25 protein-coding genes and 1 pseudogene are annotated in these 25,598 nt (G+C 70.8%); 12 read left to right on the forward strand and 14 right to left on the reverse strand.

From position 1 onward, the window contains the following. Positions 1-152: 152 nt before the first annotated feature. The 3 genes and pseudogenes from OG844_RS43440 to OG844_RS43450 all read right to left on the reverse strand — a co-directional run bounded on the left by OG844_RS43440 (position 153) and on the right by OG844_RS43450 (position 2,977). Positions 153-1,115 (reverse strand): SDR family NAD(P)-dependent oxidoreductase, encoded by a 963-nt coding sequence (locus OG844_RS43440; protein WP_406387726.1) that lies wholly within the window; start codon positions 1,113-1,115, stop codon positions 153-155. A gap of 81 nt (positions 1,116-1,196) precedes the next feature. Next, positions 1,197-1,715: pseudogene (locus OG844_RS43445) on the reverse strand (LLM class flavin-dependent oxidoreductase); the annotation flags it as partial. A 161-nt stretch (positions 1,716-1,876) separates the two neighbouring features. Then, positions 1,877-2,977, reverse strand: coding sequence for a DUF4037 domain-containing protein (locus OG844_RS43450; protein ID WP_406387725.1), 1,101 nt, complete (start codon positions 2,975-2,977; stop codon positions 1,877-1,879). A gap of 432 nt (positions 2,978-3,409) precedes the next feature. Between OG844_RS43450 and OG844_RS43455 the strand changes: the two genes are divergently transcribed. Then, a complete protein-coding gene (locus OG844_RS43455) occupies positions 3,410-4,027 on the forward strand; it encodes a TOPRIM nucleotidyl transferase/hydrolase domain-containing protein (RefSeq protein WP_406387723.1) in 618 nt (205 codons plus the stop codon). 91 nt (positions 4,028-4,118) lie between these two features. On the opposite strand, the gene OG844_RS43460 is transcribed toward OG844_RS43455, so the two are convergent. Then, positions 4,119-4,583 carry a GNAT family N-acetyltransferase gene (locus OG844_RS43460; protein ID WP_406387721.1) on the reverse strand — a complete coding sequence of 155 codons (465 nt, stop codon included), beginning with the start codon at positions 4,581-4,583 and terminating at the stop codon, positions 4,119-4,121. 153 nt (positions 4,584-4,736) lie between these two features. Beyond that, on the reverse strand, positions 4,737-5,591 hold the full coding sequence (locus OG844_RS43465; protein ID WP_406387720.1) for a hypothetical protein: 855 nt from the start codon (positions 5,589-5,591) through the stop codon (positions 4,737-4,739). 513 nt (positions 5,592-6,104) lie between these two features. On the opposite strand from OG844_RS43465, the gene OG844_RS43470 reads away from it, so the two are divergent. The 3 genes from OG844_RS43470 (at position 6,105) to OG844_RS43480 (ending at position 9,052) form a co-directional block, all read left to right on the forward strand. Next, positions 6,105-7,955 (forward strand): serine/threonine-protein kinase, encoded by a 1,851-nt coding sequence (locus tag OG844_RS43470; protein ID WP_406387718.1) that lies wholly within the window; start codon positions 6,105-6,107, stop codon positions 7,953-7,955. 430 nt (positions 7,956-8,385) lie between these two features. Next, entirely contained in the window at positions 8,386-8,703 is a 318-nt protein-coding gene (locus tag OG844_RS43475; protein WP_406387717.1) for a hypothetical protein, read from the forward strand. A gap of 187 nt (positions 8,704-8,890) precedes the next feature. Further along, on the forward strand, positions 8,891-9,052 hold the full coding sequence (locus OG844_RS43480) for a hypothetical protein (RefSeq protein ID WP_406387716.1): 162 nt from the start codon (positions 8,891-8,893) through the stop codon (positions 9,050-9,052). 140 nt (positions 9,053-9,192) lie between these two features. Here OG844_RS43480 and OG844_RS43485 read toward each other — a convergent pair whose 3' ends face one another. Both OG844_RS43485 and OG844_RS43490 read right to left on the reverse strand, forming a co-directional pair. Then, positions 9,193-10,164, reverse strand: coding sequence for a pyridoxamine 5'-phosphate oxidase family protein (locus OG844_RS43485; protein ID WP_406387715.1), 972 nt, complete (start codon positions 10,162-10,164; stop codon positions 9,193-9,195). 13 nt (positions 10,165-10,177) lie between these two features. Continuing rightward, positions 10,178-10,633, reverse strand: a complete 456-nt coding sequence (locus OG844_RS43490; protein WP_406387714.1) for a VOC family protein — start codon at positions 10,631-10,633, stop codon at positions 10,178-10,180. A gap of 176 nt (positions 10,634-10,809) precedes the next feature. On the opposite strand from OG844_RS43490, the gene OG844_RS43495 reads away from it, so the two are divergent. Together OG844_RS43495 and OG844_RS43500 are read left to right on the forward strand one after the other, a co-directional pair. Next, complete coding sequence (locus tag OG844_RS43495) at positions 10,810-11,385, forward strand: CGNR zinc finger domain-containing protein (RefSeq protein ID WP_406387713.1); 576 nt, start codon at positions 10,810-10,812, stop codon at positions 11,383-11,385. A 174-nt stretch (positions 11,386-11,559) separates the two neighbouring features. After that, positions 11,560-12,291 (forward strand): S1 family peptidase, encoded by a 732-nt coding sequence (locus OG844_RS43500; protein WP_406387712.1) that lies wholly within the window; start codon positions 11,560-11,562, stop codon positions 12,289-12,291. 75 nt (positions 12,292-12,366) lie between these two features. Here the strand turns inward: OG844_RS43500 and OG844_RS43505 are convergent, their stop codons facing one another. The 3 genes from OG844_RS43505 to OG844_RS43515 form a co-directional block, all read right to left on the reverse strand. After that, a complete protein-coding gene (locus tag OG844_RS43505; RefSeq protein ID WP_406387710.1) occupies positions 12,367-12,762 on the reverse strand; it encodes a DUF6355 family natural product biosynthesis protein in 396 nt (131 codons plus the stop codon). A 236-nt stretch (positions 12,763-12,998) separates the two neighbouring features. Continuing rightward, the gene (locus OG844_RS43510; protein ID WP_406395967.1) at positions 12,999-14,042 is read right to left on the reverse strand and encodes a zinc-binding dehydrogenase; all 1,044 of its coding nucleotides are present in this window, start codon (positions 14,040-14,042) and stop codon (positions 12,999-13,001) included. Between the two features lie 37 nt (positions 14,043-14,079). Next, positions 14,080-14,265 carry a hypothetical protein gene (locus OG844_RS43515; RefSeq protein WP_406387709.1) on the reverse strand — a complete coding sequence of 62 codons (186 nt, stop codon included), beginning with the start codon at positions 14,263-14,265 and terminating at the stop codon, positions 14,080-14,082. A gap of 53 nt (positions 14,266-14,318) precedes the next feature. On the opposite strand from OG844_RS43515, the gene OG844_RS43520 reads away from it, so the two are divergent. The 6 genes from OG844_RS43520 (at position 14,319) to OG844_RS43545 (ending at position 20,666) form a co-directional block, all read left to right on the forward strand. Further along, positions 14,319-14,783 (forward strand): hypothetical protein, encoded by a 465-nt coding sequence (locus OG844_RS43520; protein ID WP_406387707.1) that lies wholly within the window; start codon positions 14,319-14,321, stop codon positions 14,781-14,783. A 324-nt stretch (positions 14,784-15,107) separates the two neighbouring features. Beyond that, a complete protein-coding gene (locus OG844_RS43525; RefSeq protein WP_406387705.1) occupies positions 15,108-16,355 on the forward strand; it encodes an NAD(P)/FAD-dependent oxidoreductase in 1,248 nt (415 codons plus the stop codon). A 102-nt stretch (positions 16,356-16,457) separates the two neighbouring features. Next, positions 16,458-17,168 carry an SDR family NAD(P)-dependent oxidoreductase gene (locus OG844_RS43530; protein WP_406387703.1) on the forward strand — a complete coding sequence of 237 codons (711 nt, stop codon included), beginning with the start codon at positions 16,458-16,460 and terminating at the stop codon, positions 17,166-17,168. Further along, positions 17,165-18,388, forward strand: coding sequence for a lycopene cyclase family protein (locus OG844_RS43535; protein ID WP_406387702.1), 1,224 nt, complete (start codon positions 17,165-17,167; stop codon positions 18,386-18,388). Before OG844_RS43530 ends, OG844_RS43535 begins: the two co-directional genes overlap by 4 nt. Then, a complete protein-coding gene (locus OG844_RS43540; protein ID WP_406387701.1) occupies positions 18,385-19,116 on the forward strand; it encodes a methyltransferase domain-containing protein in 732 nt (243 codons plus the stop codon). Before OG844_RS43535 ends, OG844_RS43540 begins: the two co-directional genes overlap by 4 nt. Further along, the gene (locus OG844_RS43545) at positions 19,113-20,666 is read left to right on the forward strand and encodes an FAD-dependent oxidoreductase (RefSeq protein WP_406387700.1); all 1,554 of its coding nucleotides are present in this window, start codon (positions 19,113-19,115) and stop codon (positions 20,664-20,666) included. The genes OG844_RS43540 and OG844_RS43545 overlap by 4 nt, the downstream gene beginning before the upstream one ends. 91 nt (positions 20,667-20,757) lie before the next feature. Here the strand turns inward: OG844_RS43545 and OG844_RS43550 are convergent, their stop codons facing one another. The 4 genes from OG844_RS43550 to OG844_RS43565 are packed head-to-tail and all read right to left on the reverse strand — an operon-like array spanning position 20,758 to position 25,454. Further along, the gene (locus OG844_RS43550; protein ID WP_406387699.1) at positions 20,758-21,765 is read right to left on the reverse strand and encodes a DUF5914 domain-containing protein; all 1,008 of its coding nucleotides are present in this window, start codon (positions 21,763-21,765) and stop codon (positions 20,758-20,760) included. Beyond that, entirely contained in the window at positions 21,762-22,757 is a 996-nt protein-coding gene (locus tag OG844_RS43555; protein ID WP_406387698.1) for a phytoene/squalene synthase family protein, read from the reverse strand. The genes OG844_RS43550 and OG844_RS43555 overlap by 4 nt, the downstream gene beginning before the upstream one ends. Then, complete coding sequence (crtI, locus tag OG844_RS43560) at positions 22,744-24,315, reverse strand: phytoene desaturase family protein (RefSeq protein ID WP_406387696.1); 1,572 nt, start codon at positions 24,313-24,315, stop codon at positions 22,744-22,746. Before crtI ends, OG844_RS43555 begins: the two co-directional genes overlap by 14 nt. Further along, positions 24,312-25,454: a polyprenyl synthetase family protein gene (locus OG844_RS43565; RefSeq protein WP_406387695.1), complete on the reverse strand. Its 1,143-nt coding sequence runs from the start codon at positions 25,452-25,454 to the stop codon at positions 24,312-24,314. The genes crtI and OG844_RS43565 overlap by 4 nt, the downstream gene beginning before the upstream one ends. Positions 25,455-25,598 lie beyond the last annotated feature (144 nt).

A 25,598-nucleotide genomic window follows, 5' to 3' on the forward strand; every position in this document is an offset into this window, starting at 1 on the left:
AGGTGGGCGAGTCTGCTGAGCCGTCGGACGGCGACACGCTCACAGCCGTACCCGAAGCCCCAAGCCTCCACCCGACCTGCGAATGGCCGGCTCGGGCGCGTGTCCTCAAAGAGCGGTGTCCTCCTGGTCCGCGTCCCCGAAGGCAGGCCCCTCTACGTCGCCGCCGCGAAAGCGTTGACGCCTGTGAGGTCGGCCGACAGCGCCCACAGGCGCGCGGCCTGCTCGGGGTCGGTCGCATGTGCGTGCACACCGCCCTCCGAGCCGTCGCCGGCCGGCTCGGCCACGTCGCAGTCCTCGCAGTACACGCCGCCCAGGCCGGCGAGTTGGCGAGAGGTCGCCGCCCACACCTGAGTCGCCGCGCCCTGCTCGGGCGTCTTGAAGGTGGGATCGGTCGGGTTGCCGCTCTCGTCGATCCAGCCCGCCTCGACCATCTCCGACTTCGGAAGGTGGCGCTGCAACGGGGTGAGGATGCTGCCCGGATGCAGCGCGAACGCCCTGACTCCCGAGTCCCGACCGAGCGCATCGAGATGCACGGCGAACAGCACGTTCGCCGCCTTCGCCTGCCCGTACGCCTGCCACCTGTCGTAACCGCGCTCGAACTGCACGTCGTCCCAGCGCACGCCGGTGATTCCGTGGGCGCCGGAGGACACGGCGATGACGCGCGCGCCACCGCGTGCGATCGCCGGCCAGAGATGGTTGACCAGCGCGTAGTGACCGAGGTGGTTGGTGGCGAACTGCGCCTCCCACCCCGGGCCGACACGCGTCTCGGGGCAGGCCATGATCCCGGCGTTGTTGATCACGATGTCGACTTCGCGACCGGAGGCCAGGAACCGTTCGGCGAATCCGCGGACGCTGTCGAGGTCGGACAGGTCGAGGTCGTCGGTCTCGACGCCGTCGATGCCCTTGACCGCCTCCTCGGCGGCCGCCCGTCGCCGGGCGGGGACGATGACGCGGGCTCCGGCACCCGCCAGGGCGCGGGTGGTCTCCAGGCCGAGTCCCGAGTAGCCACCGGTGACGATCGCGGTGCTGCCGGAGAGGTCGACCCCGCTCAGTACGTCGTCCGTGGTGCTCCGCGCACCGAAGCCCGATCCGATCTTGTGCTGAGGTGTCGTCATGGCCGAGACGCTAGGTGCTGGAGAGGACTCCAAGTCAAGGGCCGGTGACGAACAGCCACGTCGGACGGATCCGGGGACCAACTACTCCGCAAGCCGGCCAAGCAGATCCCAGGTACGGCGGCGGTCGGTGTCCCCGGCGATGTCCGTCCCTGAGAACACCACCTCCGTGGCCCCGGCGTCCCGATAGCGTCGCACCTCGTCGGCGACGATGCGCTCGTCGCCGATCACCGCCACGTCGGCAGCCCGTTTGCCGCCGGAGAGCTCGATGGCCCTCGCATTGGACGGGAACTGCTCGTAGAACGCCAGCTGTTCGGCTGCCTTTGCGCGTACGGCGTCGGCATCATCGGTGACCACGCCGTACACCAGAGCCACAATTCTGGGCGCTGGGCGGCCCGCCGCCTCCGCCGCCGCGGTCACGGTCGGCACGATGTGCTCGGACAGGGCGCGGGGTCCGGCGAGGTAGGGAAGGATTCCGTCCGCCAACTCGCCACTGACGCACAGGGCTTGAGGTCCCATCGCGGCGACGAGGAGGGGCACGCCGGCTTCGGCTCCCGGAACGCGGGCCGGCAACGGTGTGGTCGCGGTGAGCAGTTCGCCGTGGATGACCGATCCGGCGGATCTCCGTCCCCCTCGGCCGGACCTGGCCGACGATTCTCGCCCTGTTCGCACCCCGCACGCCCGAGCACCCACACCCCCGGGCACCTCGTCGAAAGAATCCGGCCGCGCCAGAGGTCTTGAGCCGCTCACCCTCACCCTCACCCTCATCCGAGAGCGTTGATCGCCGCACGCACCGGACCTTGCTGCCCAAGAAGATCGGTGTTGTCCGTCCACTGGTCCACGCTCCCGGACAGAGGCAGGCCCCGCAGAACCTGGTCGGTGATCGTCCGTTCCAGAGCGTGCGCGAAGCGTTCGGCATGCAGCACCTGGAACGGGCGGTTGTGGTACCGCCGCCGTGTCGGGTCCACGTACTCGGCGAGCCCCGTGTCGTTCTGCAGAGCGGCCACGACCTCGTAGGCGTCACAGAGGTGCTGCTCACGCGCCGCGTACTCCGTTGCCGTCACCGCGCCCCGCAGCGACGGCATCAGGTCCTCGGCGACCGGCAGCCGACGGAACGCACTTCCCAGCCACTTGCTGTAGGGCGCGTACGTTCGTCCGAGGAGCAGGCACAATCGCATCAGGTCACGCACGAGCCGCCCGGTGACCACGGCCGATCCGAGATCGTCTCCCACCTCGGCGCAGCGTCCGACGAACGCTTCCTCCTGGGAGATCCGCTGCCACTGGCACGCCAACAGGTACCGCCACACCTCATCGGGGTACCAGGCCAGCTGGCGCCGTGCCGCCGTGAGCGTGCCGAGCCCGTCGTGGAACACCGCGCCCCCGGTGACCTCGGCGAGCCTCTGCTGCGGCATCGCCAGCCAGTCGCCCACCGTCGGCTCGCCGGACGCCGAACCGGGGCCGAGCCGACCGGCCAGCCATGTGCTGACGTCGTTCACCGCGACGCGGTGGTTCACCGGACCGTCCGTGCGCTCCATGAGACCCACCGGGTCGACCGGGTCCCCATGACGGAAATGGGTCGGCCAGCCCCGCACGTCCTTCGGCAGCCTTTCCCTCAGGAGTGCGTGCAGGTCGGCCCCGTACTCGGCAGCCGCCTTCGGTGCGAGAAAGAGATCCAGGCGCGGGCCCCAGTCGTGATCCGCCGACCGTGCGGTATCGAAGCCGAGCACCTCGGATCCGACACCTACCCTCGCGGCGGCGTACTGAAGCCCTGGATACGCCTCATCGAGAATCGGCCGCACCGCCTCCTCGTAGAGGATCCGCGACAGCTCGAGACCGGGGAGGAACTCGGGAACGGGAGTCGTCATGCGATCACTCTGCGAGGGAAGGACCACGAAAGCCACCGGGTATCCCCGTCCGCTCCCCGATCGGAACCGGTGGGGGAGCACCGCCGACGAGCCCGGTCGGAGCACCGGGCGGGGCGGGGGAGTGGCGAGAACCTGAGCGCTGACCGGCCGCTCGTACGCTCTGCTGCATGAGCGCACGCCGTCACCCAGCGGAATCCTGGCTGATACCCAGCGCCGCACTACCCTCGTCCCCGATCGAGGGCCAAGGTCTCTACGCCACGGTCCCGATCCCCGCCGGCACGGTGGTGATGCGCCTCGGCGGCACCCTGATCGACGACGCGGCCTTCGCGGCTCTCACGCCTTTCTGCCGACCGGGCACGACTGCCCGCAACCGACCGGGGCGTCGGCAGGAAATCCCTACCGTGACAGTCGGAAAGGGCGGAGACTCGTCCCATGGCTGACATGGGATTGTTCCGGGAGGCGGTCACCGCGTGGGCGGCCGGTGGTCCCGGCGACCCCGCGCGTGAACTCGCCACGGGACTGGGCGTCCGGGCAGCAGTCCTGCTCGAAGGGCCGAGCGACGTCGCAGCGGTCAGCGCTCTGGCTGGGAGCCGCGGCCGGAACCTGGCGGCCGAAGGAGTGTGCGTACTGTCGATGGGCGGTGCGATGAGCGTCGGGCGCTTCGCACACATCCTCGGGCCACCGGGCCTGGGCCTCCGCCTCACCGGACTGTGCGACGAGGCCGAGGCCCGCTACTACGCGCGGGGCTTGGAGCGGGCCGGTGCGGCACATCAGGGGTTCTTCGTCTGCGCGGCGGATCTGGAGGACGAGCTCATCCGCGCAGTGGGTGTGGGACGGGTGGAGGAGCTCGTCCAGGAGGAGGGCGACCTGCGTGCCCTGCAGACCTTCCTGCACCAGCCCGCACAGCAAGGCCGCACCTCGCAGCAGCAGTTCCGGCGCTTCCTCGGCACGAAGAAGGGACGCAAGATCCGTTACGGCCACGTCCTCGTCGAGGCCCTCGAGCCCGACCGCGTACCCGCACCACTCGACGACTTGCTCGCCGCCCTCTGACCGACTCGGCAGTTGAGGCTTCCACCGTCATCCGCCGGAACCTCCGGACCAGAGCGCGCGAGCCGCTCTGTCGAGTATTCAGAGGTTCCTGTCACGGGCGAGCAGCGGCAGGTTCCCGTGGGCAGAGGTAGAACAGCTCGGGGTCGCCCTCGTCCAAGCCGTGGAGCAGGCCGACCGGGCTCCAACCCGCCCGCTGCAGGAGCCGCTGCATCGGCTGGTTGGACACGTTCGTCGAGGTGAACAGCTTCGGGGTGGTGCGTGATGCCGCCGCGTGGGCGAGCAGGCGCGTACCCACGCCTCGGCCACGGGCGGCGGGCGCCACCATGAGCATTGCGACAAAGCCCTGCTCGAAGAACGTGTACTCCACCACGCAGTAGCCCAGGGCCCCCGACGCATCCTCGGCCATGGCGACGAGGCCCCGTCGGCACCACCGGTGGATGCTCATGCGCCGCTCGTCGTCGCCGTCCATCGCCACCGAGTCGATCTGAAGCAGCGCGTCCGCATCCCATTCGCGTGCGCAGCGCACGGCGATCTTCCCCAGTCCCTCTACGGCCATGAGGACCATGCTGCCAGCACGCCTCGCCTCGCTGCCCCGTCAACTGTCGTGGACCATGGCGTTGGCCGCCATCGCCATGCCGACCGGCCTCGTTCGGCAGACATGTGCCCGTTGTGACGTCGGAACGGCCGGCACAACGCCGGGTGGCCGGTGTCAGATTGCGGAGTTCTGCTTCAGGACCGACAAGGCGGCTACGGTCCGGTATCCGCGCCACTCGAGGGCGGCGGCCGGCGAATAGCTTACGAAATCGACCAACCAGCCACCGTCGTCCTGCTGTTCGGCAGCCAGCCGACTCAGCTCGGTGTCGATGACGTCCGCGTCGTACAGCGTGCGAGCGGGACGACCGGGAGCGGGGGCGATGTCGAGTGGCCGGATGACCTCGTCCGAGGAACCACCTTCGACAGGCAGCACACCACTCTCGGGGATGAACCGGCGGAGGCGGTCGAGCAGCGCTACCGCCTCCGGGCGGGTATCGGACACGGCGTCGAGGAAGCGCAACGCGAACGACAATTCGATCGCGTGCGGTCTGTCGCCGATCGCTTCGATTGCGGTCAGGCAGTACTGCGTCGCCCGGTCGAGCCAGGGATGGGCGGCGACGGCGGAGTCGTACGCGGCCACCCGCAAGGCAGCGCCGACTGCGAACGACGTGCTCTGCAGGGTGGAGACCTTCGGGTCGGCCTGGGCCCAGAACGGTGCGCAGCCGCTCGCGTCCTCGACCGGCAGGGCCAAGGGCAAGCCGCCGTCGGGTAGCGAGACCGACGCCAGCCAGTCGCACAGTTGCACCGCGTGTGGCGTTGTGGCCGGAGCGACCTCCTGGAACACCTCGAACGCGTGCAGCGCGCCAGCGGGCTGACTTTCGGGCGCACGCAGGTCCGGTTCGAGCCCCCAGCCGTACCCGCCGTCCTGATTGCGGTAGCCGTCGACGGCCGCGAGTACGGAGCCGGCGTCGGCTTCGCCGAGGATCATCTCGAACCGTCGACGATCGAGAACTCGGGCATGAGCGGCCATGAACGAGGAGGCCGCCGAGAGGTCTGCATTCATGCATCCACCATGGCACCGTCGCCGGCGTTCCGTCGGAACGTTCGGACACGTCCCGCTTCGGCAGCCCGGACGGGCTACCGAAACCGTCAGATCGGTTGGCCGACGGAACTGATAGTGCCGGAAATCCCGGGCGAGGTGTGTTCCGTGACGGGTGCGTCTCGTACGGCCGCCTGGCTACCCGCCTTCCGATCCGATTGCCAGGTCTGCCGTGGCAGGACGGACTGCGGGTGGGCTGCGCCCGGGACAGCCCACCGTTTGGAGGTCGGCTTGGCGGGTGCCGGGCGGATGTGAACTCGCTCTGGGTGACAGATGGGCCGTATCGCCGAGGGAGCCATGCGTCCCAATGTGCTGGCCCGCACGTCCCGTTGTCGAAGTCGGCGACGGCAACGAGGCGTACGGAGTGGGTGTCGGCTGCGGTGGCGTGAGGGTTCGGCCGGATTCTGCCCGGGTCGCATCAATGACGTGCAAGGATTCCACGCCATGCGACCACTGACTGACGAGGACCCGTCACACCTCGGCCCTTACTGGCTGCTCGGCCGACTGGGGGCGGGAGGCATGGGGCGGGTATATCTGGCGCGGCACCGTGACGAGACGGGTGACGCTCTGGTCGCAGTGAAGACGATCAGGGCGGAGATCGCCGAACATCCCACCTTCCGTGCCAGGTTCGCCCGTGAGGTGCGTGCGGCTCGTCGGGTCGGTGACGTGTGGACGGCACCAGTTCTCGATGCGGACACCGCTGGGACACCTCCGTGGATTGCCACCACCTACATCGCCGGCCCCACCTTGCAGAATGTGGTGGACGGGGGGTTCGGACCGCTGCCCTCGGCGTCCGCCCCTGTACTCGCCCATCGGATGGCTCTGGCCCTCACCGCGATCCACCGTGCTGGGATCGTCCACCGCGATCTCAAGCCGTCCAACGTGCTGCTCACCGCGCAAGGGCCCAGGGTCATCGACTTCGGTATCGCCAGGGCCCTGGAAGGGACCGACGCCGACACGCTGTCCTCGGCCGGTTCCGGGCCGGGTTCGCCTCGGTACATGGCGCCCGAGCAGGTGCGAGGCCAACAGGTCACCCCGGCCGGTGACGTGTTCTCCCTGGGTTCCGTGCTGGCCTACGCGGCAACAGGCCGGACTCCGTTCGGGGACGGGAGCTCCGGGATCCACGCCCTGCTCTTCCGTATCGCCTACGAGGAGCCGGATCTCACCGGGCTTCCGGAGTCGGTTGCCGACCTGGTCAGGGATTGCCTGGCGAAGGATCCGGCGGAGCGGCCAAGTACGACGCAGATCGCCGAGTGGACGAGGACCGCACCTGAAGGTGCGTGGCTGCCGCCGACCCTGCTGGCCCGGGTCCACCAGTTCGCCGGGGAGCCGGTGCCTGCCGTGGCCTTACGCGAGGAGGGCCGGGCGGGCTCCGGCCTTGCGGTGTTGTCAATCCACACGTCCGGGCCGTCGGCAGACTGGGACATGGGGCCGGAACCGGAAGTGGTGCATGCCTCCCCGCCCGCAAAGGACGAGACAGGCACGGACGTAGCCCTGGAGCCCGCGCCGAAACGCCGGCGCGGGCGCGTCGTGGCCGCCATGCTGACAGCCGGGGTCTTGGTCGCAGCAGCAAGTGCGTACGGACTCTGGGGCAGGGAGGACTCCCCTCGGGAGTCAATCCTCGACGCGACCGGGCCGGGCACCGACTTCTCGGGTGGGTGGCTGGCAGAGCACGGCGAGGACGTTCCCCTGTTCGTCATCCGCCTGGACATACCCCGGCGTGTCACGTCCGCCAACGGGATCGACGTCGTGGCGGCCACGGGTGACGGCATCTGCCGGGGCAGCGCGGTCGCGACGTCCAGGAGCGAGAAGGCGCTGGTTGTCTCTGAGTTCACGATGGACGGGGCTGGCCCGGGCCCGTCACGGACCTGCGGGGTACCGCGCAGCATGCGCCTGGAAGCCCGTCCAGACGGTTCGATGGCCTGGGTGGAGGGCAACGCCTCGACCGACGTGGAGTACGTAGAGCCGGGGTACGTGGAGGTGCCCGCCGTCCTGCGCGGTGTCTGGCGGGACGGCAACGGGCTGCGGATCACGTTCGGTGAAGGCGAACTCGGGTCGGACGCGGTGACCGGTGAACTGGTCGCAGGCAACCGTACGTGCCGATGGGAGGCCGCTCTTCTCTCGTACGAAAACGGGGTGCTGCAGACGACCGGTGCTCAACCGGTCGGCCGCGCGCCGAAGTGTAAAGCGCCGCGTGGCACCTACGACTATCAGCTGGCTGCCGGAGACCCAGACGTCCTCGTGCGGTCCTCGAAATCGGAGGCGCTCACCACGTTGCTTCGCCGCCAGAAGTAGGACGCAGTTCGCGGCTACCTGTCCGTGCCGAGCTGGTCCGGGCTGCCGCCGTCGAAGCGGTGATCGCCGTAAGCAGGGTGGTGCTGAATGTCTGGGGGAGTGCGGCCTGTGCCCATCACGCGTGTACGGGTGCAGCCCACCGACCAAGTGGCGAGTCACCTTCTCGAGGCAGACGGCAACTGAGGGCAGGCGGGCCGGCCGCAGTCCGTCAGCCGACGGACGACTGGTCCCGCGTACGTGCGAAGTGGCCCCGGGCCAGTACGAGGACCGTCCTGTCAGGAATGCTCAGACCGACCGTACGGTGATCGAGCGGGGCACGCATCTGCTGGTGTCCGCCAGCCATAAGAAGCCATCTCACTCGGGAACATCAGCGTCGGCTCACGCTTGCTGAGGCACGCATCTGATCTGCAGGGTGCGCAATACTCCGTCAATGAATATGCCGATCGGCCCCGTGATCCTCTTCGATGACGACTACTCCATGTATGTCCTTGAGGACCGAGCGTCTGCCGAGGCGTGGTGGGAGATGCCCGACGACTACTCATGCGGGTTCGACGCCCTGGCCAGACCGTTGCGCATGACGGGTGAGCCGCACCAGGTGTCCCTTGAACTCAACGGTGACGAACCGGCCGAGGCCGAATTGCGTCGTCTCGTCGCCAATCACTACCAGCGGTTCTCTCATGGGCAGGTCCCGCCCCGGTCGTGCGATCTTTCGGAGTTCGTGGCGGGGCTACCTGTCGAGGGTTCGTGACGCGGCTCCACCCGTCCAGCGCGACGCGCCGGCGCATCAGGACACGAGCCCGCGGTAGCAGATGAGGGTGCAGGCGATGCTGGTGAAGGCGATGTGCTGCGGGCCTCGACCAGGCCCGGCAACCATGTGCCGCGCTAGTCCGTCCTTTGCTGAGCGCTGTGACCAAGGCGGCCCCCCGTGGGCCGACATGGGTGGCATCTCGTGGCAGGGCGACCGTTTCGCCGAGTACCGGGACACCGGTCCGCGCGCGGGCACCGCGAGCAGCGACCGCCCGCAACTGACCGACAGCCAGGCCGCAGGTCAGGAGACAGTGGACTGGCTCGGTGCCTGGACGCCGACAGCGTCCTGACACGCCGCCTTGACCCGGCTCACTCTTCGATGCGTCTCACCGCTCCACCTGCTCCTCTTGCTTGATCCGTCTCATGGGGAAGCCCCGGGCCGATGGTTGACCGGGACTTCCCCGCGCTTGGCGTCGGTGCGACGTGCGTGTCATGGCCGATCAGAAGGTCTCCCGGCGACCGGCGGGTTGAACCGGGAGTATCCGGGCTGCGACCAGCGAAGGCGCGAGGTGGCCATGATCTCCCGCACGGCCGCGATCTCGAACTCGACGAGCCGCTGCGCCCCGGGGACGCGGGCGATCTCCGCCGCGTCCCACACCGTGCGGGCGGCGCCGGTGAGGTGCAGGGTGCTGCCCGTCTCCCAGCCGGGCAGCAGGATGCCCGCTGCGGGGTTGATTTCGAGGTTGCCCAGGGTCAGGAACATGGAGTTGCCGAGGTAGTCGGGCCAGCGCAGCCGGGTGGGCGAGAGCACCTCGACGAAGCCTGGGTTGCCGCCCCGGTGCGAGGCGTCCGCGTCGCCCTGGTCGGACGCGGTGGCGATGAAGAAGGTGTCGGCGGACCGCAGCGCCTGCTGCTGGGCGGGGCTCAGGGAGGTGCTGTCGGTGACGGAGCGGCGGTTGCCGGCGGTGAGGTCGGTCCTGGGGTCGTCTGCGGGGAGGAGGCGGTAGTCGCGGGTCTGGAGGTACTTGGGGCAGTTCGAGACGACCTGGTCGAGGTCGATGCGCAGGCCCGCACCGTCCTGGACGGAGCGGCCGTTGATCCGCATACGGCGGCGGGTGGCCGGTTCGATGGCGATCGCGCCGACCCGGGCAGGGGCGGGCGCCTCGCCCACCCCCGTACCGAGCAGGACGCCGGCGAGCGGATCCTCCGGCAGGGGGAGCGCACCGACACGCAGAGTCCGGGGGTCGGGTGTGGTCAGGAACCCCGGCTCGCCCGTGAGCTGGGTGGCCCAGACCCGGCCCGCCCTGTCGGTGCCTCCCAGCACCAGCATCGGCTGTCCGGCGAGGAAGGCGGCGGCCACTTCGGGAATGCTGTCCTTGAGCGCTCTGCCTGCGGACCCGGCCTGCCGGGTGAGGCCGGCCCGGTCCTGTACGGCGATCTCACCGCGGTGATAGCTGTCCACGACAGGCTCCCTCCTAGAAGAACCCGCAGGTGGGAGCACCGGCGGTCGGCGCATCCGACGGGTCGGCCCCGGTGGGCGCGTAGATCTCCAGACGGGTGCCGTCGGGGTCGGTGAAGAAGATCCCGCCTGACGTGCCGTGCTCCCCGTGCGGGACGACGCCGTCGTACGCGAACGCGGCGCCGAGCCCGCGCAGCACCTCTTCGGTGGCCCGGACCTCCTCGACGGTGTCCACCTGGAAGGACAGGTGATGCAGGCCGGGCAGGTCCGCCGCGAAGGTGCCCTCGCTCTGCTGCCAGAGGGTGACGAGCAGCCTGGACCCGCGGCCCAGGAACGCCCAGCGGCGGTCGTCCTCCTTGCCCTCGGCCAGCACGTCGAAGTCGAAGACCTCGCGGTAGAAGGCGAGCGAGCGGTCCAGGTCGGTGACGTTGAGGCCGATGTGGCCGGTCTGCAGTGTCGGTGCCTTGCTCATGGCTGCTCCCCATGCTTCCGGGTCAAGGCTGCGAGATGCTTCTCGTAACCGTTGAAATGAAAGTTAAGGGTTAGAACGAGCACCGTCAACCGGTCACGGGGGCTTGGCCGGTTAGTATCGATGGTGGTGAGCCGCCCTGTCGGTGGCTGCCTGTCCGAGACGGAAGGGCCCGACCCGTGCCGCACACCCCGGGGATCGATCCGCGTCCCCTGACCGGCGAACCGCCGGCGCTCGACCTGCTGAACACGCGGTGGATCGGCCCGGAGGGGTATCACGACCTGCTGGAAACGCCCGAGGGGCTGGCCATCTGGCTCGCCGCGCCCACGGTCCGGGAACTCACCGGCCCGTACGAGCCGCCGGCCGACGCCGCCACGCTCGACCGGCTCCTACGGGTACGTGCGGCACTCGACGGCCTGGTGGCAGGCGGGGACCCGCCCCCGGAGGGCGCGGTGAAGGCGCTCAACGAGGTGCTGTCCCATGGTCAAGTACGCCGGATCCTGGGTCCGGACGGGACGCCGCGCACGCGGGTGGACGTGGACGACGCGACCTGGGCGCCCGCCTGGCACGCGGCGGAGAACTGGCTGGAACTGCTCGCCGGCCGCCCCGAGCGCATCCGCCCGTGCGCCAACAACGCCTGCATCCTGCACTTCTACGACATCTCGAAGAACGGGACCCGCCGCTGGTGCTCGATGGCGGGCTGCGGGAACCGCGCAAAGGCCCAGCGCCACTACGCGCGCCGCAGTGGCGCCTGACGCGAGGCCGGCCGGTGCTGGAAGAGGGTCGGGAAATGGCAGGGTTGGCGGGGGGAGGCGTGATTACTCCCCGGTCACTCTCCGCTCACCGCCCTACGTCACCTTGTGGAAGGTGGACTGGCGAGCATAATGGCAAGGGCATGACATGTCAGCTCCGCACTACGGGGAGGGAACATGATTCCGCAGCGCATCGACAGGTCGTTCCGCGCAGCCGCCTCGGCGGTCGCAGCGATGATCCTGCTGCTCAGCTGGCTCAGCGCCGCAGGGTCGACCTCGTACGCGCAGGATTCCGGTGGTCATGCCACCAGGTCGGCCGGCAAGGCGATCGAGGTGCGTGGCGGCGACGTCATCCACAGCAACGCCGGAACGCGCTGCACCGTCGGCTTCAACGCCCGCAGCGGCAGTAGCCTCTACGGTCTGGTGACGGGTCGCTGCGCCCAGGGGGCCACCCGTTGGTACGCGGACGCGAGCCTGAGCGTGCTCATCGGCACCACCACGAGCGCGAGCTTCCCCGGCAACGACTACGCGCTCGTCCGTTACACGAATTCGTCGGTGGTCTTCCCCGGCGAGGTTTCGCGCGGCTCCGCCGGCGGGGTGCAGGACATCACGGGTGCCGCGAATCCGACGGTCGGTCAGTCCGTCTGCCACGTGGGCCGGGTGACCGGATACCGCTGCGGCACAGTCACGGCCGTGAACGTCACGGTCAACTACCCCGAGGGTGTGGTGAGCGGACTGTTCCGCTCCAACATCTGCTCCGAGCCCGGCGACGTGGGTGGCCCCGCGTTCGCCGGTAGCACCGCGTTGGGCGTCATCGTCGCCACCACCGGAAACTGTGCGGCAGGAGGAGCCACCTACTACCAGCCGGTCGTGGAGTGGCTGTCGGTGTACGGCCTGTCCCTCTACTAGGTGCCGACGGAACATTTTTGCGGAGCCGGACTCGGACCGGTGCGCAGGGCCCCCGGCGTGACCGGCACATCCACCTCAGTGGGGGGTGTGTCCGGTGCGGTCTCCGCTCCGGCACCCGGCACCGCCGATGTAGTACGCGTTGAGGTAGTTCGGCCCCGCACCCGGCAGTTGCGTGGCTCCGGGGCCGACGCAGAGATGGAAGTCGTTCCCGCTGCCGCCTCCTCTGACGTCGACATGGATCAACACCGTGGTCCCACCGCAGTGGTTGTATGCGGCGAACCGGGACTCTCGGACGCTGTACCGGAAGAAGCCGCACTGTGGAGCGGTGCTCGCAGCAGCCTGCTGCACTTCCGGACCACGGGCGGATTCGGCGAACGAGGGACCCGTGGACGTCACCATCGCCGTGGCGATGAGCGCGCTTGACGCCAGTGCGACGGTGACCCGAGGGGATGTGGGCAGGGAGAGTTTCACGAACATTCCTTACGGTGAGCCACTGTGAGCCATGACGACGGGCGACGAGCTGATTGCGTTCGCCGACGCCACAACACCGACTGCACAGCCACTCACCGACAGCAGCACCATAACGCTACGTCGGATTGTCGTGGCCGTATGTCACCGGATCGAGTGGTGGGGCGAGAGGAAACCAACGAGGCTCCCAGCGCGCTCTTCGTCGAACGGTCCGGGTAGGGCGACAGGCCCGACGAACCTCACGGAGTGACGGTGATCTTTCCTACGTGTGTGCCGCGCCGGAATTCCTCCTGGGCGGCGTGGAGTTCGCCAAGCCGATAGCTGCCGGCGATGCGGGGTCGTACGGTGCCGTTGCGAGCCATTTCCGCCAAGGAGGCGAAGTGGGCGCGGGTGTGCATCGAGGAGCCGATGAGACTGAGGTTGTGCAGGTACAGACGGCGTAGGTCGAAGGTGACGACGGGCCCGGCGACAGCTCCGGCGATGACCCAGCGAGCACCATCGCGCAGCACGGGCAGGAGTTGTTCGAGCCACGGTCCGCCGGCCACGTCCGCGACGGCATCGAGGCCTCCGGGCGCCAACTCCCTCAGCCGGTGCTGCAGCTCTGCCGGTTCTGCCTCCCGGAAGACGACAGCCGCAGCGCCTGCCTCCCGCAGTGCGGCCTCCTTGGAGGTACTCGTGAGCGCCACCACCCGTGTGCCGCGAGCGGCGGCGAGCTGGACGAGCGCGAGTCCGACCCCGCCGGAAGCGCCGGTCACCAGCACCGTCTCCCCGCTCCTGATGCGGGAGCGTTCCAGCATGCCCATCGCCGTGCCGTAGGCCACCGGAAGGGCGGCAAGTTCCTGGTCCGAGAGCGGGGAGGCGCTCATGTCGTGGACACGATCGGCATCGACCGCTACGTAGGACGCGAAGCCGCCGTCCGCTTCGCTGCCGAGCAGTCCGACGGGCACGGCGTCGTCGCGGGCATCCGCATAGAAGGCGGGATCGACCAGGACCCGGCGACCCAGCCACGCGTCGGGCACGTCCGCGGCTGTTTCGCTGATGACGCCCGCGATGTCGCCGCCCTGGATGCGGGGGAAGTCCAGTGCTCCGCGCCAGCCGGCCTTCGCCGCGGGGCGGCCGGGCAGCCCGTACGCGCCTTCCCTGGTCCACACGTCAGTGTTGTTGACTGCCGCCGCGCCTACGCGCACGAGCACTTGACCGTGCCCGATGCTCGGTAGCGGCCAGTCATCTCGAAGTTCGAGTGCCTCCGGACCGCCGTGCCGGAAGAGAACGGCGGCAGTCATCACGGTGTCGTTCACCCGCCCATTCTGCGGGCACGGATCACGCCCGCCGAGGGTTGAACGAGCGGGTGTCGCCCGTCGCGTCGGCGAGTACCTCCTGCGGCCGACCGTCGTGCGGAGGGGGACGGGGGCGGCTCACGAGGTACCACCGTTCTCCGTCTCGGCAGGCATCATCGAGAACGGCGGCGATCTCGTCGAGTACGTAGAGGGGTGGGGTGTAGGGCACGCGCAGACGGTGGACGAGGGCGGCGTCGGCCGCGAACCGTGGGCCTGCCGCGCGTGCGACCCCGTTCCGGCAGGCTTTCGATCCACGACGGTGTCGGCGGGGGCGGTGGTCAGCCGCAGCCACAGGGCGAGTCCGCCGGGCGGGAACCTGCAGACGAACGTCTTCCAGAACGCGGCGGCTTACCTCGGCCCCCTCGGAGACACCCCGGCACGGCCCGCCTCACGCCGGAGAACTCCCGTCGCCTGCACGCTCTCGCCGCTTGGTTCACCCTGCGGGCCTACGGGCAGGACGGCCGCCGTGAGATCACCGAAAGGTGCGTCGGATGCGCACGCGCCCTGGGTGACGCCGTCGAGAGCACACCCGGCCTGCGGCTCCTGGCGCCGGTCGGCCTCAATGTCGTCTGCTTCACCCTCGCCGACGACCCCACCGTCATGCAAGGACGCATCGTCGAGTACTGGATCCAGATCGACCGGCAGCAAATCACCGCGCAGCTGCAGCGAGCGGCAACCGAGCACTGATCCCGACCCATGGCCCGGTCATCCGTTCGTCGTCCTGGAAGTCGTGCTCTCCGACCAGGCGGAGGCGGCCATGGCGGTGGAGTCGCCGCTCGTGCTCAGGTGATGTGGAGTCACCGGTCGACACGCGGTCGAAGTGGCGCCTGGTTCCACCGGACGGAACGTGTTCGAGTGGACACTGTGAGTGTTTGCCCTCCGCGCCTGGCGCACGACGCACCGCAGACGACGGGCCTCATCATGGTCAGCGCGTGCGACCAACACGCGGAAGGCCACCGGGGGACGGACTCAACTCGTGACGGACAGAGGTTCGCGTCGAAGGAAGAGGTCATGACCGCTCAACATCGTCGCTCTCCGCTCACCGTCGTGGTCGGCGCGGGTCTGGGCGGCCTGGCCTGTGCCCTGGATCTGTGCCGCTCGGGTCAGCAGGTGGCGTTGCTGGAGTCGTCCGACGGTGTGGGCGGCCGGATGCGCACGGACCGGCGGGACGGGTTCCTGCTGGACCGCGGATTCCAGGTGTTCAACACGTCCTATCCTCAGGTGAAACGACGCCTGGACCTGCCCAGCCTGCGGCTGAGGCCATTCACCCCAGGGATCATCGCGCACACGTCGAAAGGGCCTGTCCGCCTCGCCGATCCGACCCGGCAGCCGAGGAGGGCGGGCACGCTGCTGCCCGGGCGGGCCCTGACGGCCCGGGACCTGGCAGCCATGGCTGCCCTTACCGCGCGGGACGCCGTCCTCCCCGTCGGCCCCCTCAAACGACGTCCGGACCGCTCCACCGCCGCCACCCTGTCTCGTGCGGGGCTGTCGGACGAGGCGGTCACGGAGATCCTGCGGCCTTTCCTGGCCGGAGTGTTCCTGGAGGACCGGCTGGAGACCTCCGCCCGCTTCTTCCATCTGGTCTGGCGGAGCATGGTCAGAGGAACGCTCTGTCTGCCCGCGCACGGCATCGGTGCCGTGCCTGCCCAGCTGGCCCGCTGCCTGCCCGACGGCGTCCTGAGGCTGGAGACACCCGTCGCCGCGGTCACCCCATCGGGGGTGCTCCTGGCGGACGGCCGCGAGCTGTCGGCCACGTCCGTCGTCGTGGCGACGGACGCCGTCACCGCGACCCGTCTGATGCCGGGTTCGGCCGTGCCGGACGGCCGTACGGTGACCACGTATTACCACGCTGCCATGGGAACACCGCTGGCTGAGCCGACCCTGGTGGTGGACGGCTCCGGAGCGGTGCTGAACACCTGCGTCCTCACCGAGGTCGCGCCCACGTACGCGCCGCCCGGCACCGCGCTGATCTCCAGCTCCGTGCTGGGCCGCGACCGACCCGGCGTGGACGGTGCGGTGCTCCGGCGCCTGTCCGAGCTGTACGGCACCGACACGAGCGGCTGGCAGCAGGTCGGGGTGTACACGGTCGACGGGGCTCTGCCGGTCATGGAGCCGCCCTGGCCGCTGAGCCGAACCACGCGTTTCGGCCCGGGCAGGTACGTCTGCGGCGACCATCGTGCGACCGGTTCCGTGCAGGGTGCCATGGCGTCGGGCACGCGGGCCGCCCGGGAGGTGATGAGCGATCTGGTGCGCCTTTGAATCCGGCCGGACCGTGTCCGCCGCACCCACCGCAGGCCGGTCCACGGAACACACAACGCGGTGCGGAAGCAGCCTGCCCGGACCGGCGAACGGGAGTGGGACGTGAACCTTGACGGCGCGCGCGTGCTGGTGGCCGGTGCTACCGGCGTCCTCGGTGGTGCCCTCACCACCGAGCTGGCCGGCCGGGGAGCACACCCGGCGCTCGCAGGCCGCGACCCGGCCCGCCTCGCCCGGGCCGCCACGGCGCATCCGGGCGCTCCGACCGTCCTGTTCGACGCGTACGACACCGCGTCCTGCGCCCGAGCCGTACACGGCGCGGCCGCCGGCCTGGGGGGACTGGACGCGGTCGTGACGGCTTTCGGGACGGTGGCCTTCGGCCGGGCGGCGGAGGTCGGTGACGAGGTCGCGGAGTATCTGACGGCCGTCAATGTCCTCGCGCCCGCCGCGTTCTTCCGCGCCGCGCTCGGCATCCTGCCTCCTGGTTCGGTGATCGTCGCCTTCACCGGCGTGGTAGCGGAACGCCCGCAGCCGGGGATGGCCGACTACAGCGCTTCCAAGGCCGCATTGAGCGCCTGGCTCGGCGCCGCGCGCCGCGAGGCACGGACCTCCGGCATCCGTGTCCTGGAGGTCCGGCCCGGACACCTGGACACCGGCTTCGCCGACCGGGCGGTCGCGGGCACTGCCCCGCCGATGCCGACGGGAGGCGACCCGCACCAGGTCGTCGGTGCGGTCGCCGACGCGATGGAGGCGGATGCCGAGCTGCTGCGCACGACGTCGGACGGAACGCCCGTCATCGAACGGCGTGCCCGATGAGCGGACCTTCCGACACGCTCGACGGGACGTCCGACGTGGTCATCGTCGGTGGCGGTGCGTCCGGGCTCAGCCTCGCGCATCGCCTGACGGCGGTAGGTGCCCCCACCGTGACCCTGGTGGAAGCACCGGACGGTCCACGACGACCGCCCGAGCGGACCTGGTGCTACTGGGACCAGGGGACCGGCGACTTCGGCGAAGCGATCACCGCCTCCTGGTCCCGGCTGCGGATCCACGCCACCGACGGCAGCGAGGTCACCGTCGACCCGTCCCCGCTGCGCTACCACATGCTCCGCTCGACGGCGTTCGAGCGGCTCGTGCACTCCCGACTGGCGCTGTCCCCCGGGGGACGCCTCCTGCGCGCGACGGCCGACACGGTACGCAACACAGTCGACGGCGCGGAGGTCCGCTGCACGGCGGCGGACGGCCGGACGCTCACACTTCGTGCCCGCCACGTGTTCGACTCCCGCCCGCGGCGCGCCCTGCCACCGGCCCGCACACAACTGATGCAGCACTTCCGCGGATGGCTCGTGCACACGGACGCGGACCGGTTCGACCCCACGGTCGCCGACCTGATGGACTTCCGTGTGCCCCAGCCGGTCCACGGGCTCGCCTTCGGCTACGTCCTGCCCCTGGCGCCGGACCGGGCCCTCGTCGAGTACACCGAGTTCTCCCGGACTCCGCTGACCACATCCGCGTACGAGACGGCGCTGGCCCACTACAGCCGCGACATCCTGAAACTCGGTGCGTTCACCGTGGAATCGGCGGAGCAGGGCGTCATCCCCATGACGGACGGCCGTTTCGCCCGCCGGAGCGGGCCGGCTGTCTTCCGGATCGGGACCGCGGGCGGCGCCACCCGCCCGGCGACCGGCTACACCTTCGCCGCCGTGCAGCGGCAGAGCCGCGCCGTCGCCGCCGCCCTCCACGGCGGACGAGCCATCGTGCCACCGCCCCACGGACGGCGTGCCCTGGCCATGGACGCGGTACTGCTGCGCGCCCTGGACACCGGACGGATCGACGGCCCCGACTTCTTCACCGACCTGTTCCGCCGCATCCCGCCGGAACGGCTGCTGCGTTTCCTCGACGGCGCCACCTCGCCCTGGGAGGAATGGGGCATCGGTATGCGCACCCCCATCGGCCCCATGATCCGAACGGCCGTCGAACTTCCCTTCCTGCCCCGCCGTTCCCACCCCGCCCCCCGATCCGGAGGCAACCACCGATGACCCTGCTGCGGGACCACGACCTGGCACGCGCCTTCGACCACGCGTCGCACGCCTACGACCTCCTCACGGCCCTCAACCCCGGTTACCGCACCGATCTCCTGCGCTCGGCCCGACGGCTCCGCCTGCCCCGCGCCGGGGAAGGCCTGCACGTCCTCGACCTCGGCTGCGGCACGGGAGCCTCAACCCGGGCCCTCCTGCGGGCCGCGCCCCGTGCCCGGATCACGGCCGTTGACGCCTCGTCGGGGATGCTGGGGCGCGCCATGGCCAAGCCGTGGCCGGCCCGGGTGCAGTTCGAGCACCGGACCGCCGAAGAAGTGGTCACGTACGGTGAGCGAACCTACGACGCGGTGTTCGCCGCCTACCTGTTCCGCAACGTCGCCGACCCGGACGGCGTCCTGACAGCCGTCCGGTCCCTGCTGCGACCGGGCGGCCGGCTCGCCGTGCACGAGTACAGCCTCAGCGGCTCGGCCGCCCACCGTGCCCTGTGGACGGCCGTGTGCCAGGGGGTGATCATTCCCGCGGGCACGCTCAGCGGCGACCGCGCCCTCTACCGACACCTGTGGCGAAGCGTTCTCGCCTTCGACACCGCCCCCGCCTTCACCGCCCGTCTCGCGGCCGCCGGATTCACGGGAGTGCGCGCCGCCCCCGTCGCCGGATGGCAGACCGGCATCGTGCACACCTTCCTCGCCCGCAGCGGTGCCCCCGCGACAGCGGAGTACGCCCGATGAGCGTCCCGCAGCGCGCCGCCCGGCGAGGCCGGGACCGCAAGGCCGAGATGCTCCAGCCCGTCCCCGGCCGGGACGGCTTCGAACGTGCGGACGCTCCCGGCGTCGCCGTGATCGGCGGAGGCATCGCAGGTCTCGCCGCAGCCACCCTGCTCGCCGAACGAGGCGCCCACGTCACCCTCTACGAACGGGAGGAGGGGCTCGGTGGCCGTCTCGCGGGTTGGCGCACCAGCCTCGCAGACGGCTCCGAGGCGACCATGAGCCGCGGGTTCCACGCCTTCTTCCGTCAGTACTACAACCTGCGTGGATTGCTGCGGCGGACCGATCCCGGACTCGACCGTCTCCGTCCGCTGCCCGACTACCCGCTGCGCCACAGCGGCGGGCTGATCGACAGCTTCGCCCACATCCCCCGTACACCCCCGTTCAGTGCGCTCGGGTTCGTCGCCCTGAGCCCCACCTTCGGCTGGCGCGATCTCGCCGCCATGGACGCCCGGGCAGCACTGCCACTCCTCGACGTCCGCGTGCCCGAGGTCTACGAACGCTTCGACTCGGTCAGCGCGACGCGCTTTCTGGAACGTGTCCGCTTTCCCGAAGCCGCGCACCACCTCGCATTCGAGGTGTTCTCACGCAGCTTCTTCGCCGATCCACGTGAACTGTCCGCAGCAGAACTGCTGTTGATGTTCCACATCTACTTCCTCGGCTCCTCCGAGGGCCTGCTGTTCGATGTGCCGAACGAGCCCTTCCCCCAGGCACTGTGGGAGCCGCTGGGCGACTACCTCCGGCGTCTCGGGGCGGATGTGCGCACCGGCACACCGGTGCGCGGCGTCAACCCGTGCGAGGGCGGGGGAGTGGACGTGCGGACCGACGCCGCCGCGGAAAGGCACGACGCGGTCGTACTCGCCCTCGATCCCGGGGCACTGCGCGGGGTTGTCGCGGCGTCACCCGGTCTCGGCACCCCCCTCTGGCGCGACGACATCGCCGCCCTGCGCACCGCCCCTCCGTACCTCGTCTCCCGGCTCTGGCTCGACCGGCCGGTCCGCTCCGACCGCGCCGGGTTCCTCGGCACCAGCGGATACGACGGCCTTGACAACATCAGCGTCCTGGAACGCTACGAGGGCGAGGCCGCCCGCTGGGCGGCGCGCACCGGTGGCTCGGTGGTGGAGCTGCACGCCTACGCGGTCGCCGCCGGAGCGAACACGGAGACGGTGCAGACCCGCCTCGTCGACAGCCTGCACCAGGTCTACCCGGAGACACGGCAGGCGCGAATCGTGGACGCACGGCACGCATGGCACTCCGACTGCCCCCTCTTCACCGTCGGCTCGTACTCCCGGCGGCCCACCGTGTCGACGCCCCACCCCCAGGTGACGCTGGCCGGTGACGCGATCCGCTGCGACCTGCCCGTGGCTCTGATGGAACGGGCCGCCACCACCGGATTCCTTGCAGCAGGCGTTCTGCTCGCCGGCTGGGGCGTCCGGGGGCAGACCCTGTGGACGGTTCCCCGGGCGGGCCGTTCACCTCTGCTGCGAGCCCTCGGCACGGTCGGCACGCGCTGATGCGCACGAGGCGCGCCGGCCCAGGCCGCGAGCGTACAAAAGGCCGTACGCGCAAGGGAAAGCCGACGCCGCCGACGCCTTCCCGCCGCTGTCACCCCGGGAACCGCCCGCTGCTGCGCAGACTCCAGCGCCGCTCCGCGTACGCCAGGTCGTCGCGCCACAGCCGGCCTGACGTACGGCGCATCAGCGGGCGCAGCGCCGGCGCGGCGGCCCGTGCCAGTGCGAAACCCGGCCGGTCCGAGGCGGCGACGACCGCCTCGATCACGGCGGTCCGTGGCCGCCCGGCCGCCTTGCGGGACAGCGGCGTGGCATGGGTCTCCACCACGGACGTGGCACCCTCACCCCCGGTGATGCGCATGACGACCGTGCGCGGATCGGGCGCGGTGAACTCCGCCCGGACCGGGACCACCAGACTTCCCGTCACGCGGAAGGAGACGTCGACGACGAAGGCGTCGTCATCCCCGCCTTGCGGTTCCCGGTCCACGGTCAGGTCGACGAACGAGTACGGATGGAACCACGAACCGTGCCACGGGTCGAGCCGGTTGGCGACCACGTCCTGCGGTTCGCATCGCCCCACCACCGTGAACACGGCATCCACCCCGCTGCCCGCCGCCGGCCGGACCGGTACCACGGGACGCTCCGAGGGCTCCTCGCCCCCGACAGCGTCAAGCCGGACCCACACCAGAATCCCGTCGTCATGGACCGGGTACGGATCCCAGCCGGCGAACGACCCACCGTCCAGAACCAGTCCGTGCCAATGGCACACCAGAGTGCCGCACACCACCCGGCTGTCGCGCAGGGGGGCACCGAGGTGCGGGCAGGCGCCGGGCCCAGCGTGGAGCTCACCCGTGTCGGACCGCCACAGCACGACCTCGACGCCGCCCACCGTTCTGCCGCACGGGCGGCCACCGGCACGCACGTCCCGGGAGGCCCCGACGACGAACCAGTTGCCCGAGGGACGGGCGGAAGCCCGTTCGAGCGCGTCGGCGATGAGCGCCGGGCGTGCCTGACGCCACGTCGGTGTCTGTGTCGCCCAGCTCGACCGGCGGCGTCGCCGCAGAGGCGGTGTCCAACCGGTCCGGTCCGCTCGGTCGCTCACTGCACAGGTCCTTTCACCTGCAGCGCCGTGCCACCCGCCCGGAGCGCCCGTTGCGCGGTGCGGGCGCGCCACCGCGCGCCCGCGATGTGCACGACCCCCACGGCGGCCGTGGCCGCACGGCGCCCGCGCGACACCACCGCACGGCGGTGCAGCACCGAGTACCCCTGGTCCGCGATCGCGTCGAGGATGCCGCTGTACAGCGTGAACGCTGTGCGGATGCAGGGGCGCACCCGCGGTTCGAGCATGGCGATGCCCGGTTCCGCCGACCGGTACACGTCCCTGGTCATGGCCTCGGCGGCGACGAGCGCCGCACGGATCCGCGGATCGCCGCGCCCCGTGCGGCGGCTCCACTCCAGCAGACCCCCGTCCACGCCGTGGGCGGTGAGCAGGTCCGTCGGCAGGTACACCCGACCCCGGTCCAGGTCTTCGCCGACGTCGCGCAGGAAGTTGGTGAGCTGAAAGGCTACGCCGAGGGCCGCGGCGTGCGGCTCAGCCTCCTCGCGCGGGGTGACCGTGCCGAGCACGGGCAGCATCTGCAGGCCGATCACCGCGGCCGATCCGTGCATGTAATCCCTCAGATCGGCATAGGTCGGATAGTCCGTGACGTGCAGGTCGCTGCGCATCGAGGCCAGGAAGTCGGTGAACAGCGTGTGGTCGATGCCGTAACGGTCCGCGGTGTCGGCCACGGCCCGGACCACGGGCTCGTCCCCGCCGCCGGTGAGCAGCCCGTGTGCGAGGTCGCTCTCCAGGCGTCGCAATTGCTCGTCCCGCTCCTCCGGCGTCCGGGGCCGGTCGAGGTCGTCCACGATGTCGTCCGCCCAGCGGGCGAAGCCGTACAGCGCGTGCACTGCGGAGCGGCGTTCCACCGGGAGCAGCCGGGTGGCCAGGAAGTAGGTCCTGCCGTGGCGGGCGTTGAGCCGCCTGCATCGGCTGTAGGCGGCGCGCAGGGCGGGGCCGGTGATCCCGGCGGCGTCCAGTTCACGACGGGTCATGGGCGTCCTCCTCGGTCGGGGCCGCCGCCACACGCGTGACACGCGGTGCCGGTCGGGTACGGAGGGGGCCGCTGCGGACGCCGCCGGTGACACGCGCGGCGGCGAGTTTGCCGCTGAGGAGAACCGTCGGCACGCCGACACCGGGGGTCGTCCCGCAGCCGCTCAACACGACGTTCTCGAGGCCGCGCACGAGATTGCGTGGGCGGAACGGGCCGGTCTGGGCGAAGGTGTGGGAGACGGAGAACGGGCTGCCCGCCGTATGCCCTTGCGCAGCCCAGTCCAGCGGCGTCACCAGCAGCTCCTCCTGGACGCTGTCCGCGAACCCGTTCAGGCCACGCCGCTCCAGCTCGGCGACCAGGTCGTCGCGGTAGCGCGGTCCCAGGTCCCGCCAGGCTGCGGGGGAGGGGCCGACGTCGGTGTTCGGGCAGGGCGCCAGCACGTAGTGGAGGTGCCTGCCCGGCGGCGCCAAGGAAGGGTCGTGCGCCGTCGGCCGAGTGATCAGCAGGGACGGGTCGCTCATCAGCTGCCCCGAACGGGTCAGTTCCTCGAAGGTGCGCTCCCAGGCCCCGCCGAACGAGAGGGTGTGGTGTGCGAGGCCGGGCCAGGTACGGTCGGTCCCCGCGTGCAGGACCACGGCGGACGGTGAGTGACGCAGCCGTACCGGGCGCCGGGGGGCCCGCCCCAGCAGACCGTGGGCGGCGGGCAGCTCACACGTCAGCACGACCGCGTCGCAGGCGATCCGTTCGCCCGAGGCCAGACGTACGGCACGTACCCGGCCGGCCGAGCGTTCCAGTTCGGTCGCCTCGGCCGACCAGCGGAAGTCGGCACCCGCGCCGGCCGCCGCGTTCGCCATGCCGCGGGGCAGCGCGTGCATACCGCCCTTGGGGAACCAGACGCCGGCCACGGTGTCCATGTAGGCGATCACCGCATAGGCCGCGAGTGCCCTGGCCGGAGCGACCCCGGCGTACAGGGACTGGAAGGAGAACACGCGACGCAGGCGGGTGTCGGAGAGGAAACGGCCGATGCGCCTGTCCAGCCGTCCGAAGCCCCCCAGCGCCGCCAGACGGGCCAGGTCCGGGTGCAGGAGCTGAAAGGGCGAGTCGAAGTTCGTGTCGATGAAGCGTCGCATCTGGACCCGGTACAGCCGCTCCAGCCAGTCCCGCAGCCCGCGGTAGCCGGCCGCTTCGGACGGTCCGGCGAATCGCCGGACCTCCTCTTCCATCGCCTCGCCGTCGGTGTGGACGTCGAGCGACGTTCCGTCCGCGAAGCACGCCCGGTAGGCCGGGTGCAGCGCCACCAGCTCGACGTGGCCGGCGAGGCTCTCGCCGACGGCGGCGAAGGCCTCGTCCGCCAGATGCGGCATGGTCAGCACCGTGGGGCCGGTGTCCACTTGGTAGCCGCCGAGGCGTACGCGGCCGGCCCGGCCGCCCGGGCCGCCGTCCCGTTCGACCACGGTCACTCTTCGGCCGGCGCCCAGCAGATGGAGGGCGCAGGCGAGACCGGAAAGCCCTGCGCCCACGACGACGACATGGTCCGTCGCACCCGGTACGGTCCTCACGCCGCCTCCCCGGCGTCGTCCAGGGCGACACCCGAGGCCCGTTCGACCAGCGCCGTGAACTCCCGCCGCACGGCCAGGTCCGCGCCGGTTGTCGTGAAGTGCCGCAGGCTCGTGGCCGCCAGCTCCGCGATCCGGGACTCCACGACGGCCCGGGCCCCGTTCCGCTCCAGCGCGGCCCGCATACGCTCCACGCCGTCATCCGACCGTGAGACCGCTCCGATGGCGAGCGCGTCGGCGGCCTCCTCGTCGCCGGAGGACTCGGCGAGCCTGAGACCCATGGCGAGAAGGTAGGTCAGCTTGTGCGTCCGCAGGTCGTCACCGGCCGGCTTGCCCGTCAGCGCCGGGTCACCGAAAGCCCCGAGGAGGTCGTCGCGGAGTTGGAAGGCCAGCCCCGCGCTCCGTCCGGCCGAGCGCAGCGCGTCCATGGTGTGCTCCTCGGCGTCGGCCAGGGACGCGCCGAGCGCCAGGGGGCGCTCGACCGTGTACAGGGCGCTCTTGAGCGTGGCGATGGTCACCGCCTCGTCGAGACCGCACGACCCGGCCGCCTGCGCGTGGATGTCCCGGTACTGTCCGGCGACCATCTCAGTGCGCATCGCGCGCCACTCGCGGTACAGCCGCGGGCCGTGCGGCGAGCCGAGCGCGGTCTCCGTCAGCAGGTCGTCGGCCCAGACCAGCGCCAGATCGCCGGCGAGCACGGCGGCGGCGGTCGCGAACGCTTCGGGCGCGCCCGTCATCCGCGCCTCCCGGTGCAGACGGGCGAGGTCGACGTGCATCGCCGGCGCGCCTCGGCGCAGCGGTGATCCGTCCATCACGTCGTCGTGGACGAGAGCGCACGCCTGGACCAGTTCGAGGGCGGCACCCGTGCGCAGTACCGCCGAGGCGTCACCCGCGCCGCCCGCCGCCCGCCACCCGCACCACGCGAACGCCGTACGCAGCCGCTTTCCGCCGCGCCGGACGAACGCTGCGACACGGTCGGCGACGTCAGTAGCGAATACCGGATCCACATCGCGGGCCCTGCGCAGGCCTGCGTCGAGGACGTGCTCGAGTTCCGTCTCGAGGGCCTGGACGGCATCGAGGGCTGTCAGCGGATCGTCGACGGGACCGATCGGTTCGGCCACGGTGGGCCGTAGTCCCAGCATGCACAACCCCTACTCACTCTCGGTCACCTGCACACCAGTGCTTCCGGCGAATGCCTTTGTGCGGATGCGCTGATGTCTGCCCCGTTGACGGGATGTCCGGATGATGCTCACCCGACCGGCCCAGCCGAACGGGTGTCACGGCGG

It is taken from the genome of Streptomyces sp. NBC_00887, assembly GCF_045207585.1.